This window comes from Streptomyces liliiviolaceus (assembly GCF_018070025.1).
Lineage (GTDB): Bacteria > Actinomycetota > Actinomycetes > Streptomycetales > Streptomycetaceae > Streptomyces > Streptomyces liliiviolaceus.
The window spans coordinates 3,038,078-3,054,087 of record NZ_JAGPYQ010000001.1; the positions used below are offsets into that span (position 1 = coordinate 3,038,078).

Genomic DNA, 16,010 nt, shown 5'->3' on the forward strand with positions numbered 1-16,010 from the left:
GGTACAAGGCGGTCGCCGAAGCCGGTCGCCCTGCCGCGCCTCACTTGAGCGTGACCGTCACGGGCAGTTCCTTGATGCCGTGGACGAAGTTGGAGCGGACCCGGCGGACCGGACCGCCGAGCCGGATGTCCGCGAGCCGCGGGATCAGTTCCTCGAACATGACGCGGATCTCGGTCCGGGCGAGCAGGTTGCCCAGACACAGATGCGGGCTCGTCTTCCCGAAGGTGACATGGTCGTTGGGGGTGCGGGTCACGTCGAAGGCGTAGGGGTCGGGGAAGACGGCCTCGTCGCGGTTGCCCGAGGCGTACCACATGACCACCTTGTCGCCCCGCCTGATGCGGGTGCCGCTCAGCTCGGTGTCACGGGTCGCCGTACGCCGGAAGTGGTAGACGGGGGAGGCCCAGCGCAGGAACTCCTCGACGGCCACGGGGATCAGGGCCGGGTCGCGGCGCAGCAGGTCCAGCTGGTCGGGGTGGCGGGTCAGCGCCAGCATGGTGTGGCTGATGGCGTGGCGGGTCGTCTCGTTGCCCGCGACGACCAGGAGCAGGAAGTAGTTGTCGAAGTCCTGTTCCGTCAGCGGCACACCGTCGCGCGGGGTCCCGTTCACGAGCCGCGAGACCAGGTCGTCGCCGGTGCCGCCCCGCCGCTGCCGGGCCAGTTCGCGTCCGTACGCGAAGACCTCGGTGGCGGCGGGGGAGCGGAAGGGCAGATCGCGGTAGCGCTCGCTCTCCGGGCTGCCGAGCAGGACGTCCGCGTAGTCCGGGTCGGTGTTGCCGATGATGCGGTTGCCCCAGTCGATGAGCCGCCGGTTGTCCTCGGGCGGCACGTCCAGGAGACGGGCCAGGACGTTGATCGGGAAGTCGGCCGCGACATGGGTGACGAAGTCGAACGTGCCCAGCGGCAGCGCCGCGTCCAGCGTGCGGGCGGTCAGACCGCGCAGGAAGTCGGTGTACCGGCTGATGACGGTGTGCCCGAACTGCCGTTGCAGCAGCCCGCGCAGCGCGCGGTGCCGGACCCCGTCGAGTTCCAGGATCGAGGCGCGCTTGGCGATCTGGTCGTCGTCGACCTCTTCGAGGTTGACGAACTTCGTCGAGGTGAAGGTGTCCGGGTCCCGGTCGACGGCGACGATGTCCCGGTGCCGGGTGAGCGCCCAGAAGCCCGCGTTGGGCGCGGCCTCGGGCTGCCAGTGGACCGGGTCCCGGTGCCGCAGCGTGTGGAACATGCGCCAGGGCCGCAGTTCGTCGGTGAAGCTGTCGAGGTCGGTGAGGTCGACGTCGTCGAGGGGCAGGGGTTCGACCGGGACGGGTGCGGCCATCGAGGTCTCCTTGGGGTCGGGCTCTCGGCTTGCGTGCATCGGGGGGCGGCTCACAGATGGTCGGCGTACTCGGCCAGTTCCCAGTCGGTGACGTGCTGATGGAAGCGGCTGACCTCGTCGCGCTTGTAGGTGACGTACGCGGAGACGAACTCCTTGCCGAGGAGCCGGGTGAGGTCGGTGTCCGCCTCCAGGGCGTCGAGCGCGGCGGGCAGACTCGCGGGCAGCAGCGGCGCCGACGCGGTGTCGTAGCCGTACCCCTTGAGCGGCGCGGGCGGCTCCACCGCGTCCCTGACACCGAGCAGGACGGCCGCGCTCGTGGCGGCGACCAGCAGATACGGGTTGGCGGCGGCGTCCCCCAGCCGCAGTTCGAGCCGCGCTCCCGCCCCGCGCTCGGGCGGTACGCGGACCATGGCACTGCGGTTGTCCAGGCCCCAGTCGATCAGCCACGGGGCGAGCGTGTCGGGGCCGAAGCGCTTGTACGAGTTGACCGTGGGGTTCAGCAGCGCGGCGAGCGCCGGGGCGTGCGCGAGGAGACCGGCCACGGCGTGCAGGGCGGTGGCCGACAGACCGTACGGGCCCGCCGGGTCGTCGAAGGTGTTGCCGCCCTCGCCGTCCACGCACGACAGATGGACATGGAAGCCGGAGCCGCCCGTGTCGTTGAACGGCTTCGCCATGAAGGTGGCGGTCCGCCCCTCCGCGCGGGCGAGCTCCTTGACGGCCGACTTGAGCCGGAAGGCCCGGTCGGCGGCGTCCAGGGCGGGGGAGTGGGTCAGATTGATCTCGAACTGCGCGCCGTCGAACTCATGGTTGCCGGTCGTCACGCCGAGTCCCAGGTCGCGCAGCGAACGCAGGGTGCGCAGCAGGTGGTTGTCCGGATCGGCGCGCAGGCCCGCCGTGTACACGGTGCCGGCGGCCGTGCTGTAGCGGCGCCTGCCGCCGGGCGCGCCCGGGTCCGACTCGCAGAGGAAGTACTCCAGTTCGGGACCGGCCACCGGGTTCAGCCCGTGCTCCGCGCACCGGGCGAGCACGGTGCGCAGCAGGTCGCGGGGGGACTCGGGGGTGGGCGCGCCGGTGCGGGCGTCGGTGACGTCGCCCAGGCAGGAGGCGACCCCCGGCTCCCAGGGCAGCGGGGCCAGCGTGCTGAGGTCGGGGCGGACCAGCATGTCGGGCAGTCCCGCCTCCAGACCGCCGGTCACCGGGACCACCTCGCCGCGCGGGGTGGTGTGGTAGACGGCCCGGCAGAAGGCGAGCCCGTGTGCGCAGGCCGTGGGCAGATGGTCGAGCAGCACGTCACGGGCCCGGTCCGTGCCGAGCAGGTCGGGGTAGACCACGCGGACCACGTCGATGCCCGCCTCGGCGAGCCGTTCGGTGTGTTCCCTGGTCAGGGAGGGGTCGTGTGCGCTCACCGCTGCCTCCTCGGGCAGATGGGAACGGGGCCGTCAGCCGGCCCGGGCGCTGCTGCCGCCCACCGTTTGTTTGATGTCAAACGGTACGACGACCGTAAGGATGCCTGTCGTCCTCCCGCAAGGGTGCGGCTCAAGTCGGTGTCCGCCGCGAGGGATTGACCGCCCCGGAGGGCATGCCTATGTTGTTTGGTGCCAAACGAATTGGCGACGCGAATCCGGGCGCCCCCTCGCCCTTTCCTCCGCTCTTCCTCGCACTGAGGCTCCGTACCTCGGGAGGACCGTTCCATGAAGGCCGTTGCCGACAGGATCAGGTGCGTCCGCGACCACCACCGTGACCTTGACCGAGATCGACACCGCGACCGCCACCACGATCGCGGCCACGCTCACGGGCCTCGCGTGTCGTGACCGACGCGGATCCCGGCCGACGCCAGGTCGGCAGCACCACCGTGACCGCCGCGGACCGCCGGCTCAAGCGTGACGCCCTCGGAGTCCTCGGTATCCTCTTCCTCGTCCTGTCGGCGCAGGCCCCGCTCACCGGCATCGCCGGAGCCGTGCCCCTGTCCGTCGCGCTCGGCAACGGCTCCGGCGTCCCCGCCGCGTACGTCGCCGCGGGCGCCGTCGTCCTGCTGTTCTCGGTGGGATTCGTCGCGATGAGCCGGCACGTCGTCGACCCGGGCGCGTTCTACACGTACATCGGCAGGGGCCTCGGCCGGACCGCCGGTACGGGCGCCGCCGCCGTCGCCCTCTTCGCGTACTGCACCATCCAGGCCGCGATGTACGGCCTCTACGGAGCGACGGTCGCCCAACTCCTTGACCTGCACGCGGGCATCGACGCGCCGTGGTGGCTGTGGGCCCTGCTCACCATGGCGCTGGTGCAGTTCCTCGGCGTGGCGGGCATCGACACGGGCGCCCGCGTGCTGGCCGTCTTCGTGGTCGCCGAGACCAGCATCCTGCTGGTGTTCGCCCTGGTCACGCTGGTGCGCGGGGGAGGCCCCGAAGGACTCGGCGTCGCAGCCGCCTTCTCGCCGAGGACCGCCCTCGACGGCGCTCCGGGGGTGGCCCTGATGTTCGCCGTGGCGTCCATGTTCGGCTTCGAGGCCACCGCCGTCTACGGCGAGGAGGCCCGCGCGCCCGAGCGGACCGTACCCCGTGCCACGTATCTCTCCATCACGCTGATCACCGCCTTCTTCGCCCTCACCTCCTGGATGGTGATCTCCGCCCACGGCGCCTCGCACGCCACCGACGACGCCGGACGGGCCCTTGAGAACGGGGATTCGTCGGCGTTCGTCTTCCAGCCCGTCACCGACCGGCTCGGCGGCTGGGCCGGTGACCTGCTGCCCGTCCTGCTCGCGACCTCCCTCTTCGCGGGAATCCTGGCCTTCCACAACTCGGCCAACCGCTATCTGTTCTCGCTGAGCCGTGAACGCCGCCTCCCGCACGCCCTGTGCGCCCTGAACCGGCGCGGCGCGCCCTGGGCGGCCGGAGTCGTCCAGACGGCGATCGCGGTGCTGCTGGTCGTGCCGTTCGCGCTCACCGGGCGGGATCCGGTCGTGACGCTGTTCTCCTGGTTCAGCGGCGTCGCCGTCCTGGCGATCATGCTGCTGTACCTCCTGACGTCCGTGTCCGTGGTCGTCTTCTTCCGCCGGAACCGCCTGGACCGGCGGCTGTGGAACACCGCCGTCGCGCCCGCCCTGGGCGCCCTCGGCATCGCCGGGGCCATCTGGCTCGTCCTGGCCAATCTGACGACCCTCATCGGCGGCGACCGGACCACCGCCACCTGGCTGGCGCTGACGATCCCCACCGTCTGGCTGCTGGGCGCCGCCGCGTATCTGGCCCGACCGGCTGGCGCGTATCCCCGAACCATGGCCCCGGCTCCCGAGACCCCGGACGCAGCCGTGACCTCGCCCACCCCGGAGACCTCCGAAAAGGATCCGCCGTGACCTGAACCGCCGTACGCCGAACCGCCTCCCCCCAGAGGAATGCCCGTGACCCGTCCCCGTCCCGCCCGCCCCCTCATCGCCATTCCCGCCCGTTTCTCCGTCTCGACCTCGGCCCTGCGGTACTCCGCCGAGATCGTCGCCCGTGCCCTGGTCGAAGCCGTCTGGCGGGCGGGCGGCGAGCCCGTGACCCTGCACCCCCACGCACCGGACGGAAGCTGCGACCCCGCGCTCGTCGCCGAGCGCCTGACCCGCTTCGACGGCGTTCTCCTGCCGGGGGGCGACGAACTGCCGCCCGGCCGGTACGGGAACACGCCGACGCACGGCAGCACGCACGACGCCGACGCCGAACAGGACGGCTTCGACCTGGCGGTGGCCCACCACGTCCTGCGCACCGAGCTGCCCCTGCTGGCGATCTGCCGGGGTCTCCAGGCGGTCAACGTGGCGCTCGGAGGCACGCTGCAGGTGCAGTTGGCGGGCTGGCGGCGACGGCACCACAACCTCGTGCACCAAGTGGCCGTCCAGCCCGCCACCCTGCTCGAACTGAGCATGGGCGCCCAGGTGGTGACGGCGTCCTGCTTCCACCGCACCCACGTCGACCGGGTGGGCGCCGGACTCAAGGTCACCGCGCGGGCCGACGACGGCACCCGCGAGGCACTGGAACTCCCGCACCGGCGGGCCTGGTTCGCCGGTGTGCAGTGGCACCCCGAGCACACCGCCCGGCACGACCCCGCGCAACAGGCCCTGTTCGAGGCGTTCGTCCGGGCCACGGGGGCGGGCCGGTGAGGCCCGCGCCCGTCCACCGCGGTTCCAACGACCTTGTGTCCATCAACCGCGTTTCCACCAAGCGCAGTTCCGTTACCCGCAGTCCCGTCATGCGCAGTTCCGTCATCCGCAGTTCCGCTGGAGGGGAGACCCCGTCATGAAACGTGCCCTCGTCGTCATCGACGTCCAGAACGAGTACGTCACGGGCGGTCTGCCGATCGGCTACCCGGACCCGTCCCTGAGCCTGGCGAACATCGCCGCGGCCGTCGACACCGCCGTACAGGAAGGCGTCCCGGTCGTGCTCGTCCAGCACGCCGCCCCCGCCGGCGCCCCCCTCTTCGCGCGGGGCACGCACGGCTTCGCCCTGCACGACGTGGTGGCCTCCCGCCCCCACGACCATCTCGTGGAGAAGACCCTGCCGTCGTCCTTCATCGGCACCGACCTCGACGAGTGGCTGCGCCGGGCGGGCGTCGACACGCTCACCCTCGTCGGGTGGATGACGCAGACCTGCGACGAGTCGACCGCCCGGCACGCCGTCCAGCTCGGCTACCAGGTCGAGGTGCTCGCCGACGCGACCGGTGCGCTGGCCCTGACCAACCGGGCGGGCAGTCTGTCCGCCGCCGAGATCCACCACGCGGTGCTGGTGGTCCTGCAGTCGTTCTTCGCCTACACGGCGAGCACCGCGGAGTGGATCGGCGCCGTCCGCACCAAGTCACCGCTCGGCCGCCCGGACTTCGCGGCGGCGACCGACGCGGGCCACGCGGAGAACGGCGGCGTCGGCGGCTGATCCCGCCGTCCGCGAGGGCCCCGGCGCGTTCGTCGGGGCTCTTTCCGCGGGTTCCGCGGGCGTAACCGCATGTGAGCCGGATTTTTCGAATTAGTGTGCGAAATATAATATTTTTTGGCCGGAAGTATGCCTTGAAAGAAACGTTTAGTCCGTCTCGTGGCGCCGATGTCGCCGGTGAGCGGGGATCTTCGCAATTGGCGTGAAACCGCTCTTTCTGGAGGTGCGGCGCCAGGCGGCGGCGTGCCGGTCGCCTGCGGTATTCAGTGCCGTGTGCACCGGAATGGTCTATTCATCGCGGTCCGGATGCGACGTGCGGTATCTGTCAGTCCGGTTTGTTATTCGGCACGCACGTGACGACCGTTCCGGTGGGCCGTCGGAAGGGCTGCCCGGTTCCGGACAGTCGCAGGGGAATTGTATATTCACGCGCCACGACGTTCTACGATGGGTCCGCTCTGCCGCTCGCTGCCCGTTCAACTTCCGATGCGCTTCAACCATCAAGTGGCCATGGAATGTACGAGGAGGCCCGCGTGACAGATTTACCTCAGAGCGGACCATTGATCGAAGCATTCGATGTACAACTGTTCCGGGAGAACACCGAATCCGTGTTGGCCAGGCTGGAAAAGCATCTGGCCGACCTGTCGATCCGGGGCCTGGAGCTCACCGACCCCTCGCAATTGACCCGGATGGCCCGGGCGCTGATGACCACCGAGCACGAGAAACCCGCCGCGTTCGATGAGGCGAAACTCTCGGCGATCGTCGATCTCTACATCAGGACCGGTATCCAGGTCCATTCGCCCGGCTATATGGGCCGGCAGTTCTCGGGCGTGGTCCCGCTCTCCTCGGTCATCGACTTCGTCAGCTCCGTCGTCAACCAGCCCTCGTCGTTCTACGAGGCGGGCCAGCTGCCCAACGTCGTGGAACGGATCATGGCCGACGAGCTGAACAGGTTCATCGGCTACCGGCCCGGCACCTTCGACATGGTGACCACCTCCGGAGGGTCGCTGGCCAATCTGACCGCCCTGCTCACCGCCCGGAACAGGGCTTTTCCCGGAGTCTGGGCCCGCGGCGGCTCGGAGCTCGACGGCCCGGCCAGGCCCGCCGTCGCGGTCGGCGCCGACGTCCACTACAGCGTCGCCCGGGCCGCCGGCATCCTCGGGATCGGCGAGGACCGTATCGTCCGCCTGCCGCTGGACGCCGCACGGCGCATCGACGTCTCCCGGGTCGGGCCCGCCCTCGACGCGGCCGAACGGCAGGGCCTGGACGTCTTCTGCCTGGTCGCCTCGGCCGGCACGACGTCGGTGGGCGCCTTCGACCCGCTCGGCGAACTGGCCGCCGTCACACGCGAACGCGGACTGTGGCTGCACGTGGACGGCGCCCACGGCGCGAGCCTGCTGGTCTCCGACGAACTGCGCCACAAACTGCGCGGCGTCGACCAGGCCGACTCGCTGGCCTGGGACGCGCACAAGATGATGTTCGTGCCGGCCCCGTGCACCCTGCTCTTCTACCGGAACCGGGAACACAGCAGGGAAGCCTTCCGGCAGACCGCCAGTTACGTGTTCGACGCGCAGCCGGGTGTCCATACGGCACTCGACAGCGGCGACAAGAACTTCGAATGCACGAAGCGCCCCATGATGATGACTCTCTGGGTGCTGTGGGCGATGTACGGCAGAGCGCTCTTCGCCGAGAAAATCGAATACCTGTGCCGACTGACGCGAGTCGCCCACGCAATCCTCGAAAAGCAGGACGACTTCGAGACGCTGCACCGCCCCGAGGCCAACATCATGTGTTTCCGCTACCGGCCGAAATGGCTCGCGGACGACGAAGTGGCCCAATTCCAGGTGGACATCAGGAACCGCATCAAGCAGGACGGGCAGTTCTTCATCTCCAAGGTCGACGTGGACGGAGTGGCCGCCCTCAGAGTGGTCATGATGAACCATCAGATCACCATCGAGCATTTCCAGATGCTGCTCGGTGAGATAAGGAAAGCGGGGCGGGAGAAGTGACGGACACACGGGTGGCCCAGGCGCCTCCCACCGATCTCCGAGGCTTGGTCGACTGGCTCATCCCGGACTGGGAACTGACCCCGCCGACCCCCGAGGCGGTGACCCTGCTGCCGTCGTTCGCGAGCAAGATGCGGGAATGCGAGCGGGTCTGTCAACAGCCCTACAGCGAGATCTCCCACGAGATCCAGGACGCGCTGGTGCTGCGCAGGCTCCAGCAGATGATCCACACCGTCCGGCTGAATCCGATCTGGCGCGAACGCCTGGAGAACGCCGGGATCATCCGGCCCCCCGACAGCTACGAGGCGTGGCAGCGCATACCGCTGTCCGACAAGGAGACCCAGCGCGACCTCTACATGGGCTCCCGCACGGGCATGGTCGTCCCGCACGACCGGGGCGGCTTCGAGGTCGTCGCCAGCGGCGGAACCAGCAGCGGCAGTCCCCTGGAGACCGTGTACTCGCTGAGGGAACTGAGCGACACCTACGCGGTGGCCGGCCACTTCCTCGGCACCTACCTGCTCAGCGGCCACCTCGCAGGCGCGGACCCCAAGTGGCTGCTCACCACTCTGGCCGACTACCAGATGTGGAGCAGCGGCACGATGGTCGGCGGAGTGCTCCAGAGCGTGCCCGGCGTCAACTACATCGGCGCCGGACCCGTCACCGCACCCGTCCTGGAGCACGTCTTCTCCTACCGGGGCCCCAAGGCGCTGATGGGCATCTCGGCGGGCATCGCCATCCTCGCCGAACTCGGCGCGGGCATGAGCCAGAAGGCCAAGGACAGCTTCCGCGTCGCGCTCTACGGCAGCGGTGTGCTCCCGCAGCGCAACCGCGACGAACTCAAGGCGCTCTACCCGAACCTGGTGATCCTCAGCTACTTCGCGGCCACCCAGGCGGAGACCATCGGGCTGCAACTGGACGAGTCGAGCCCCGTCCTCACCGCGGTCCCCGGCCTGCACCTCATCGAGATCGTCGACGAGAACGGCCGCTGGGTCCCCGAGGGCGAGGAGGGCGAACTCGTCGTCACCCGGCTGCACGCCCACGAGGCTCCCCTGCTGCGGCTGAAGCTGGGCGACCGCATGATCCGCAGGCCCCGCCTCGACGGCCCGGGGCCGGGACCGAGGGCCCAGCGGTTCGAGTTCGCCGGCCGCACCGGCGACATCCTGCACCTGAACGACAGCCAGTACTCGGCGGTGCGCGCCTACGACGCGCTGCGCGACGAACTGCGGACGGCCGGCGTGGTGGACCTGGACCAGGCCGCCCACGAGATCCAGTTCGTCAACCGGCGCGAGGAGCGGGTCATCACCCTGTACGCCGCCGTGGACGACGTGCTCACCCCGGCGTACCGCGTCGATTCCCTGCTCGGACCGGCCGGACTCCAGCGGGTGCTCGTCAACGCCCTGCCGCGGTCCCTGTCCCTGTTCAACGACGGTGAGGCCAACCCCACCTCGGTCGCGAAGACGGGCTACCGCCTGGAGGTCCGGTTCGTGCCGCGGCACTCACCGGAGATCGAGCGCACCTCGGTCGGCAAGGTGCCGCTGGTCCGCGACCAGGCCTGAGCCACCGCAGCGCACCGACCCGCAATGACACGCAGCGCACCGACCCGCAAAGACACAACGCGATCACCTTCACCCCGCGCGTAACCCCCGCTCACAACGCAGGAGGAACGAGTGGCCTACAAACCGCAGATCAACATCATCGCCGTGGTCGACGTCATCGGTGCCCTCTCCGGGGGCACGCTGCACAACGGCAATCTCTGCCTGGTCGACAACGCCGGCGAGGAGAGCACCGGACAGGGAACGGCCCATCTGCGCACCGCCGTCCGGCCGGGCCAGATCGTCCAGTGGTCCGCCCTCGCCGTCGACCTCCAGACCCCCGTCGAGATCCGCGGCATCACCTTCCTCGGCCAGGACGGGGTGGCGACCCCCGCGACCCGCACCGCGGCCGACGGCGACGGCGACAAGCTCGACCTGGCGCACTGGGCCGGCGTGGTCCCCCCGTCCCTGCCGTCCGGGACCCCCTTCAAGTACCGCCTCGAACTCCAGATGTACGAGGGCCGGTACAGCGTGCTGCATGTCGACTCGCCGGCGCTGATCGGCGTATGAGCCGAGGCGGACAGGGTCCGGACGACCAGGAGACATCCCACAACGACGAGGTGGAAGCATGGCTCAACAGCTGGCGATCATCGTGCTCGTGGACATCGGCAACGCTCTGGAGGCCAACAGCCTGAGGGACAACGTCTATCTGTTCGACAACATGAAGCTGCACGGCTCCGAGGGGCAGGGCACCGGCGGCCTGGTGACCGCCATTCACGGCGCCTACTGGCGCGACGGCTCGCAGGCCACCGAACAGGTCCTCAACTGGCTTCCCTACAGCCTGGGTTCCCTGCCGCCGACCGTGCCGCGCGGCTACGAGAGCGAGCGGGCCCTGCAGAGCGACGCCCGGGCGCTGGAGGAGCTGGACGCCCTCACGGCCAAACCCGACGCCACCGACCCCGCGGCCGATCTGAACGAGATCCGCAAGGCGGTCGGCACGCGGGTGAAGACCACCCGGCGCACCAAGGGCCGGCTGTCGGGACAGAAGGTCATCGACCTCACCGGTGAGATCGTCACCGACACCTCCGCGGGGACCTACAGCTACCCCGCCCCGGTGATCACGGACATCTACGGGCAGGCCGTCGACGAGAAGATCATGTACCCGGCGGAGTACGGCTCTCCCGACCTGGTCACCGACGGCTGGTACTGGTCCGCCACGGTCGACTCCTCCCGGCCCGGCACGTACTCCTACTCGATGCGCATCCAGCTCCACCGGCTGGTGCAGCGGGGCAGCGAGGCGCTCTGGGAGCCGGTGAACCTGACCTGCGAGTCGGCGCTGCGGGTGACCTCCGAGCCCAAGGTCAACGGCTTCACCGGCTCGGGCATGGGCCTGCTGCCCCTCGACCCGTACGCGTCGTCCGCCCAGGGGACGGAGTACTTCCAGCCGGGCGCGCAACAGTCCGGTACGCAACAGTCCGGTACGCAACAGTCCGGTACGGAGCAGCCCGGTACGCAGCAGCCCGGCCTCGTAGAGGAGGAGCGGTAGATGACCAGCGAGACGGACAACGGCGGCGCCAGGCGCCCGATCGCGATCACCGCCGTCGTGGACTGCGTGGGGGCCCTCGCCACCGGCACCGTGCACGGCAACCTCTACTTCTACGACACCAACAAGGCCGGCGGCTCCCTGGGGTTCGGCACCGAGCAACTGCGCACCCGGGTCCGCAGCGGTGACCAGATCCTGTGGTCCGTCCTCGCCCTGGAGTGCGAGGCGTACACGGCGATCGACGGCATCGACATCGACCACGAGCTGTGCGAGCCGGAGCGCAGGGTCTACCCCGGCACGGATGTCGCGTACTGGATCGGGACGGTGAAGAAGGACGTCCCGGGCGACACCTACTACCAGGTCCGGTTCCGGCTCGGCTCGCGGGACGAGCCGATCGTCACCACGCTGTCCCCGAGTCTCGTCGGCTGATTCCAGGAGGAGCGATGAGTACGAGCACCGTCGGCGAAGCCGTCGAACAGAAGCAGAACCCGGGCCAGTTGAACTCGGTCCAGCTCAACATCGTCACCCTGATCGACATGGAGCGGGCGACCGAGACGGGTTCGCTCAGCGAGTCGATGTTCATGATGGACAACAGCATCGGCGGGGACGGGCAGGGCACGAACCACCTCCAGACGTTCTGCAAGCAGGGGCAGGTCCTGAACTGGATCGTGCGGCCCATCGACATGGACAAGCGGATCGACAACACGTGGCCGCCCATGCCGAAGATCAACAGCATTGTCTTTCTCGACACGGAGTCCGGGGACGAGGAGGACGTGGCGGAGCGCAAGATCTTCACGGAGCTGAAGATCTACGGGGCGCCGGACCGGATGCGGGACAAGTTCACGCCGGTCTACTACTACTGGGCCGGTACGGTCCTGAGCACGGCCCGGCCGGGCCTGTACCGGTACCGGCTGGTCCTGGAACTGGAACAACGCGGCACGCAGGAAAAGCTCTACCTCAACACAGAGGAACACCCGTCAATCCGAGTCCTGGGGGTCTGACCCCCCGCCCCTGAACGTGCGGGTCCGGTGGGGGTGGGCCGCGCAGTTCCCCGCGCCCCTCGGGGAGGGGCTGCGCCCCGTCCCACTTAAGGGGCGCGGGGAACTGCGCAATCTTTGGGGCCCGCCCCCACCGGCCCGCAGCCGGCTACGCACCCCCGACGGCAGTCAACAGCGCCAGCGGCGCGGCCGCAGACCGTGATTCCCGTACGCACGCGTGCGGATACGGCACCGGCTCCGCATGCGTGCCACGCCCGTACCCCGCCAGAACCTCCGGCAGCCGATGCCCCGCGACCGCCGCCGCGTCCACCAGCCCGTGCGCCACCGCCCGCGCCTCGTCATGCAGCCCGTACCGCGCGAGCCCCAGCGCGATCAGCGCGTTGTCGTGCGGCCACACCGACCCCCGGTGGTACGACAGCGGGTGGTACGCGGGCTGCCCCGAGGCGACCGTCCGTACGCCCCAGCCGGAGAAGAAGTCCGGCTCCAGCAGCCGCCGCCCCACCAGTTCCCCGTACTCCTTGTCCAGCAGCCCGGACCACAGCAGATGCCCCGCGTCGGAGGCGAGCGCGTCGACATGGTTGCCGTCGCCGTCGAGCGCGAGCGCGGGAAACGCCCGGTCGGCCATCCAGAAGTCCCGCTGGAACCGGTCCCGCAGATCCCCGGCGGCCTGTTCGAGGAGCGCCGCGTACACCTCGTCGTCCCACACCGTCCGGGCGAGCTGCGCGGTCCGGCGCAGCGCGTCGTACGCGTACCCCTGCGCGCCCGCGGCCGTCACGGGCCCGGTCGGCCGGCTGCCGTCGCCCGAGCAGATCGCCCCGGGGGAGTCCTTCCAGTTCTGGTTGGCGAGGCCGCCCTCGTCCGCGCGGTAGACGAGATAGCCGCGCGAGGTCAGCCCGCCGTGGTCCAGCATCCAGCCGATCGCCGCCCGGGCGTTGGGCTCCAGACGCCGGGCCAGCGCCGTGTCACCGGTCTGCTCGACGTACGCGCCGAGGAGGACCAGGAAGAGCGGGGTGGCGTCGACGGAGCCGTAGTAGCGGCCGTACGGCACCTGCCCGAAGTGGGCCAGTTCCCCGTGTCGCACCTCGTGCACGATCTTGCCCGGCTGGGAGACCGTGCCCACCCCGACCTCGGTGGCCTGGGCCGCGGCGAGCGCGGGCAGGGTGGCTGCGGCCAGCTGCGGCCGGTAGGGGAGCGCGAAGAGCGAGGTCAGCAGCGCGTCGCGGCCGAGTAACGTCAGGAACCACGGCACCCCCGCCGCCGGAACGCGCAGTTCCTCCCCGTCGGGGCCGGTCGCCGGTACCTGGAGCACCGCCAGGTCCGCCAGGCCCCGCGCGCACGCCGCGGCCAGCTCGGGCCAGCCGGTCGGGAAGGGCACGCCCTGCGCGAACTCGCCCTCCAGCGCGCGGAGTCGGGCGTTCGCGGCGGCCGGGGTGCGGGGCACATCCGGGGCCGGCGTGCCGTGCGGGCGCGCCGCCACCCGCAGGGCCAGTTCGGCCGAGCCGTGCGGTTCGAGGTCGAAGGCCCACACCAGGCGCCGCGCGCCCGTGCCGGTCTCCTCGACGCCGTCGGGCGCGGGCTCACTCGTGACGGTCGTACAGGACCGCCACTCACCGCGCTGGTAGCTGAACTCCACTCCGTCGTCCAGGACTTGGCGGGAGCGTACGGCGCCGGTCTTCGCGTACGTCCGGTGGTCGGAGCGCAGTTCGAACTGGTCCGTGAAGTCGGCGTCGGCGGTGACCGCGATCCGGACCGTCGTCGGCACCGGGCGGTTGCTGGTGATCCGCAGCGATTCGACGAAAGAGCCGTCGGCGACGGCCTGTTCGCGGAACAGGGTGTGGGCGGGCGGCTCCTGCCGGCCGCCGCGCGGCACGAGGACGCAGCGGGCCGTGTCGCCGTCCGTCACCGGCGACAGCGCCTCGGGCACCGCGCCGTCGACGGTCAGCTGCCAGCGGCTCAGATGCCGGGCGTCGCGCACGAACATCCCGTCGGGGGCGGCGTGCGAACCGCCCCCGCCGCGTACTCCGCTGATGTCACCGCCGTCGCCCACCGCGACGAACGTCCCGCCGTGTACGAGCAGATGCTGCCGGTCCGTCATCGCAGGTCCCCTCCCAAGGCACCCTCGCCGAACTTCTCCGTCGCGCCGAACTCTTCGTCCGTGCCGAACCCTTCGGCCCTGCCGTGCCCCGCCCCGGCCGCCCCGGCCGCCTCGACCGTCGCCTGAGGCGCCGTCCCGTGCAGCAGGTCCAGCGTCAGCGCCGCGGTCCAGCTGAAACCGAGCGCCCCGCAGGCCTCACCGGTGTACGGGTCCACGTACTCGGCGAACCCGGACGTGTCCGCCGTCTCCAGCAGCGCGCCGCGCAGCTCGGCCGCGTGCGCCAGTTCCCCGTGCAGCCGCAGCCCCCGCTCCACCAGCCAGTTGGTGTTGAACCAGGCCGGTCCCCGCCAGTACCGGTGCGGGTCGAAGGCGTGCCCCGTCAGGTCGTAACTCGGGACGAGCCGTGTCGTGCCGCCGAGCCCGAAGTGCGGGCCGCGCAGGGTCCGTACGAGCGTCGCGGCCGTCTCGCGGGGCAGCGTCGGCAGGATCAGCGGGACGAGACCGGAGACCCCGCGCTCGGGGATCGGCTCGTCCGTGCGCACGTCCCGGCAGAAGAACATGCCCTCCGCCGGATCCCACAGCCGGTCCACCAGCGCCGCCGTCAGCCGCTCCGCGCGCGCGTGCCGGGCGGTGCCCGTCGCGCCCAGCTCCCGGGCGATCCGCGCCAGCGCGTGCTCGGAGGCGATCAGCAGCGCGTTGAACGCCGGGTCCTCCACGGCGAATTCACCGCCACCGCCACCGCCACCGCCGCCGATACCCGCACCACCGCCGACGCCGGGGCGTCCGCCGCCCCCGTGACCCGCGTCCGCGTAACCGCCGTCCGCGTACGCGCCGTCCCGGTAGTCCGCCGCCAGCCGTACGTACCGGCCGTAGTCCAGGTCGGTCGGCCTGTCCTCGGCGGCGCCGTGGTCCAGATCGGCGCGGCGGAACGAGCGCGCCGGGGCCGGTGTGACGCGCGACAGCGGCGCGTCCCAGCTCGGCGCGTTGTCCATGCCCTGCTCCCAGGGGTGGACCACCGAGGCGAGACCCCCGCCGCCCAGGTCCCGGCGGTGCAGCAGATAGCGGTGCCAGGCCGCGAGGCGCGGATACATCCGGGCCAGGAAGGACCGCGACCGGGACAGCCCCGGGTCGGCGGCGTGCACCAGCCACACGGCGAGCGCGTGCACCGGTGGCTGCACGATGCCCGAGGTCTGTACGGTGCCCGGGGCGCCCGCGGCGCGCCCCGCGGTCGAGGAGCGCCAGAAGTCCGGGCTCGGGAAGTACGCGTCGAGGGGGACGGCAGGGTTGAACACGATGTGCGGGATCCGGCCGTCGCCCCACTGCGCGTCGAGCAGCGTCTCCAGCTCGGTCTGGGCCCGCAGCGGCGACAGATGCCGCAGCCCGATCGCGATGAACGCGGAGTCCCATGACCACTGGTGCGGATACAGGCTGCGCGAGGGCACCGTGGACGTGCCCCGCCAGTTGCCTTCGAGCACCCGCGCCGCCCTGGCGTGCAGCGACTCCGCCGGGCGGAGCGGATCGAGCGGGTCGGCCGGGTCGTATACGGCCGTTCCCGCCCGGCCGAGATCAGGGTGCAGGGCGCGGCGGGCGGTAGGACGGGCGGTGAGCTGGGTCGTGCGGTCCACTCAGGTC

General features: G+C 70.8%; 13 protein-coding genes. 9 read left to right on the forward strand and 4 right to left on the reverse strand.

All coding sequences use genetic code 11. The features are described 5' to 3' along the window. Positions 1-40: 40 nt before the first annotated feature. A complete protein-coding gene (locus J8N05_RS13305; RefSeq protein WP_210882803.1) occupies positions 41-1,315 on the reverse strand; it encodes a cytochrome P450 in 1,275 nt (424 codons plus the stop codon). A 50-nt stretch (positions 1,316-1,365) separates the two neighbouring features. Beyond that, positions 1,366-2,721, reverse strand: a complete 1,356-nt coding sequence (locus J8N05_RS13310; protein WP_210882804.1) for a glutamine synthetase family protein — start codon at positions 2,719-2,721, stop codon at positions 1,366-1,368. Between the two features lie 446 nt (positions 2,722-3,167). Here J8N05_RS13310 and J8N05_RS13315 point away from each other — a divergent pair, with 446 nt between their 5' ends. The 9 genes from J8N05_RS13315 (at position 3,168) to J8N05_RS13355 (ending at position 12,286) form a co-directional block, all read left to right on the forward strand. Next, positions 3,168-4,661, forward strand: coding sequence for an APC family permease (locus tag J8N05_RS13315; RefSeq protein WP_210890162.1), 1,494 nt, complete (start codon positions 3,168-3,170; stop codon positions 4,659-4,661). 45 nt (positions 4,662-4,706) lie between these two features. Beyond that, on the forward strand, positions 4,707-5,444 hold the full coding sequence (locus tag J8N05_RS13320; RefSeq protein ID WP_247706262.1) for a gamma-glutamyl-gamma-aminobutyrate hydrolase family protein: 738 nt from the start codon (positions 4,707-4,709) through the stop codon (positions 5,442-5,444). A 136-nt stretch (positions 5,445-5,580) separates the two neighbouring features. Then, complete coding sequence (locus J8N05_RS13325) at positions 5,581-6,210, forward strand: cysteine hydrolase family protein (protein WP_210882807.1); 630 nt, start codon at positions 5,581-5,583, stop codon at positions 6,208-6,210. Between the two features lie 605 nt (positions 6,211-6,815). Beyond that, on the forward strand, positions 6,816-8,213 hold the full coding sequence (locus J8N05_RS13330) for a pyridoxal phosphate-dependent decarboxylase family protein (RefSeq protein WP_210882808.1): 1,398 nt from the start codon (positions 6,816-6,818) through the stop codon (positions 8,211-8,213). Beyond that, positions 8,210-9,766, forward strand: coding sequence for a phenylacetate--CoA ligase family protein (locus J8N05_RS13335; protein ID WP_210882809.1), 1,557 nt, complete (start codon positions 8,210-8,212; stop codon positions 9,764-9,766). The genes J8N05_RS13330 and J8N05_RS13335 overlap by 4 nt, the downstream gene beginning before the upstream one ends. Before the next feature lie 111 nt (positions 9,767-9,877). After that, a complete protein-coding gene (locus J8N05_RS13340; protein ID WP_210882810.1) occupies positions 9,878-10,312 on the forward strand; it encodes a hypothetical protein in 435 nt (144 codons plus the stop codon). A 58-nt stretch (positions 10,313-10,370) separates the two neighbouring features. After that, the gene (locus tag J8N05_RS13345) at positions 10,371-11,288 is read left to right on the forward strand and encodes a hypothetical protein (RefSeq protein ID WP_210882811.1); all 918 of its coding nucleotides are present in this window, start codon (positions 10,371-10,373) and stop codon (positions 11,286-11,288) included. Further along, positions 11,289-11,714 (forward strand): hypothetical protein, encoded by a 426-nt coding sequence (locus J8N05_RS13350; RefSeq protein WP_210882812.1) that lies wholly within the window; start codon positions 11,289-11,291, stop codon positions 11,712-11,714. It begins immediately after the preceding gene. A gap of 14 nt (positions 11,715-11,728) precedes the next feature. Then, a complete protein-coding gene (locus J8N05_RS13355) occupies positions 11,729-12,286 on the forward strand; it encodes a hypothetical protein (RefSeq protein WP_210882813.1) in 558 nt (185 codons plus the stop codon). Between the two features lie 145 nt (positions 12,287-12,431). On the opposite strand, the gene J8N05_RS13360 is transcribed toward J8N05_RS13355, so the two are convergent. Beyond that, positions 12,432-14,378, reverse strand: a complete 1,947-nt coding sequence (locus tag J8N05_RS13360; protein ID WP_210882814.1) for an amylo-alpha-1,6-glucosidase — start codon at positions 14,376-14,378, stop codon at positions 12,432-12,434. Then, positions 14,375-16,003 (reverse strand): MGH1-like glycoside hydrolase domain-containing protein, encoded by a 1,629-nt coding sequence (locus tag J8N05_RS13365; protein ID WP_210882815.1) that lies wholly within the window; start codon positions 16,001-16,003, stop codon positions 14,375-14,377. Before J8N05_RS13365 ends, J8N05_RS13360 begins: the two co-directional genes overlap by 4 nt. Positions 16,004-16,010: the final 7 nt, after the last annotated feature.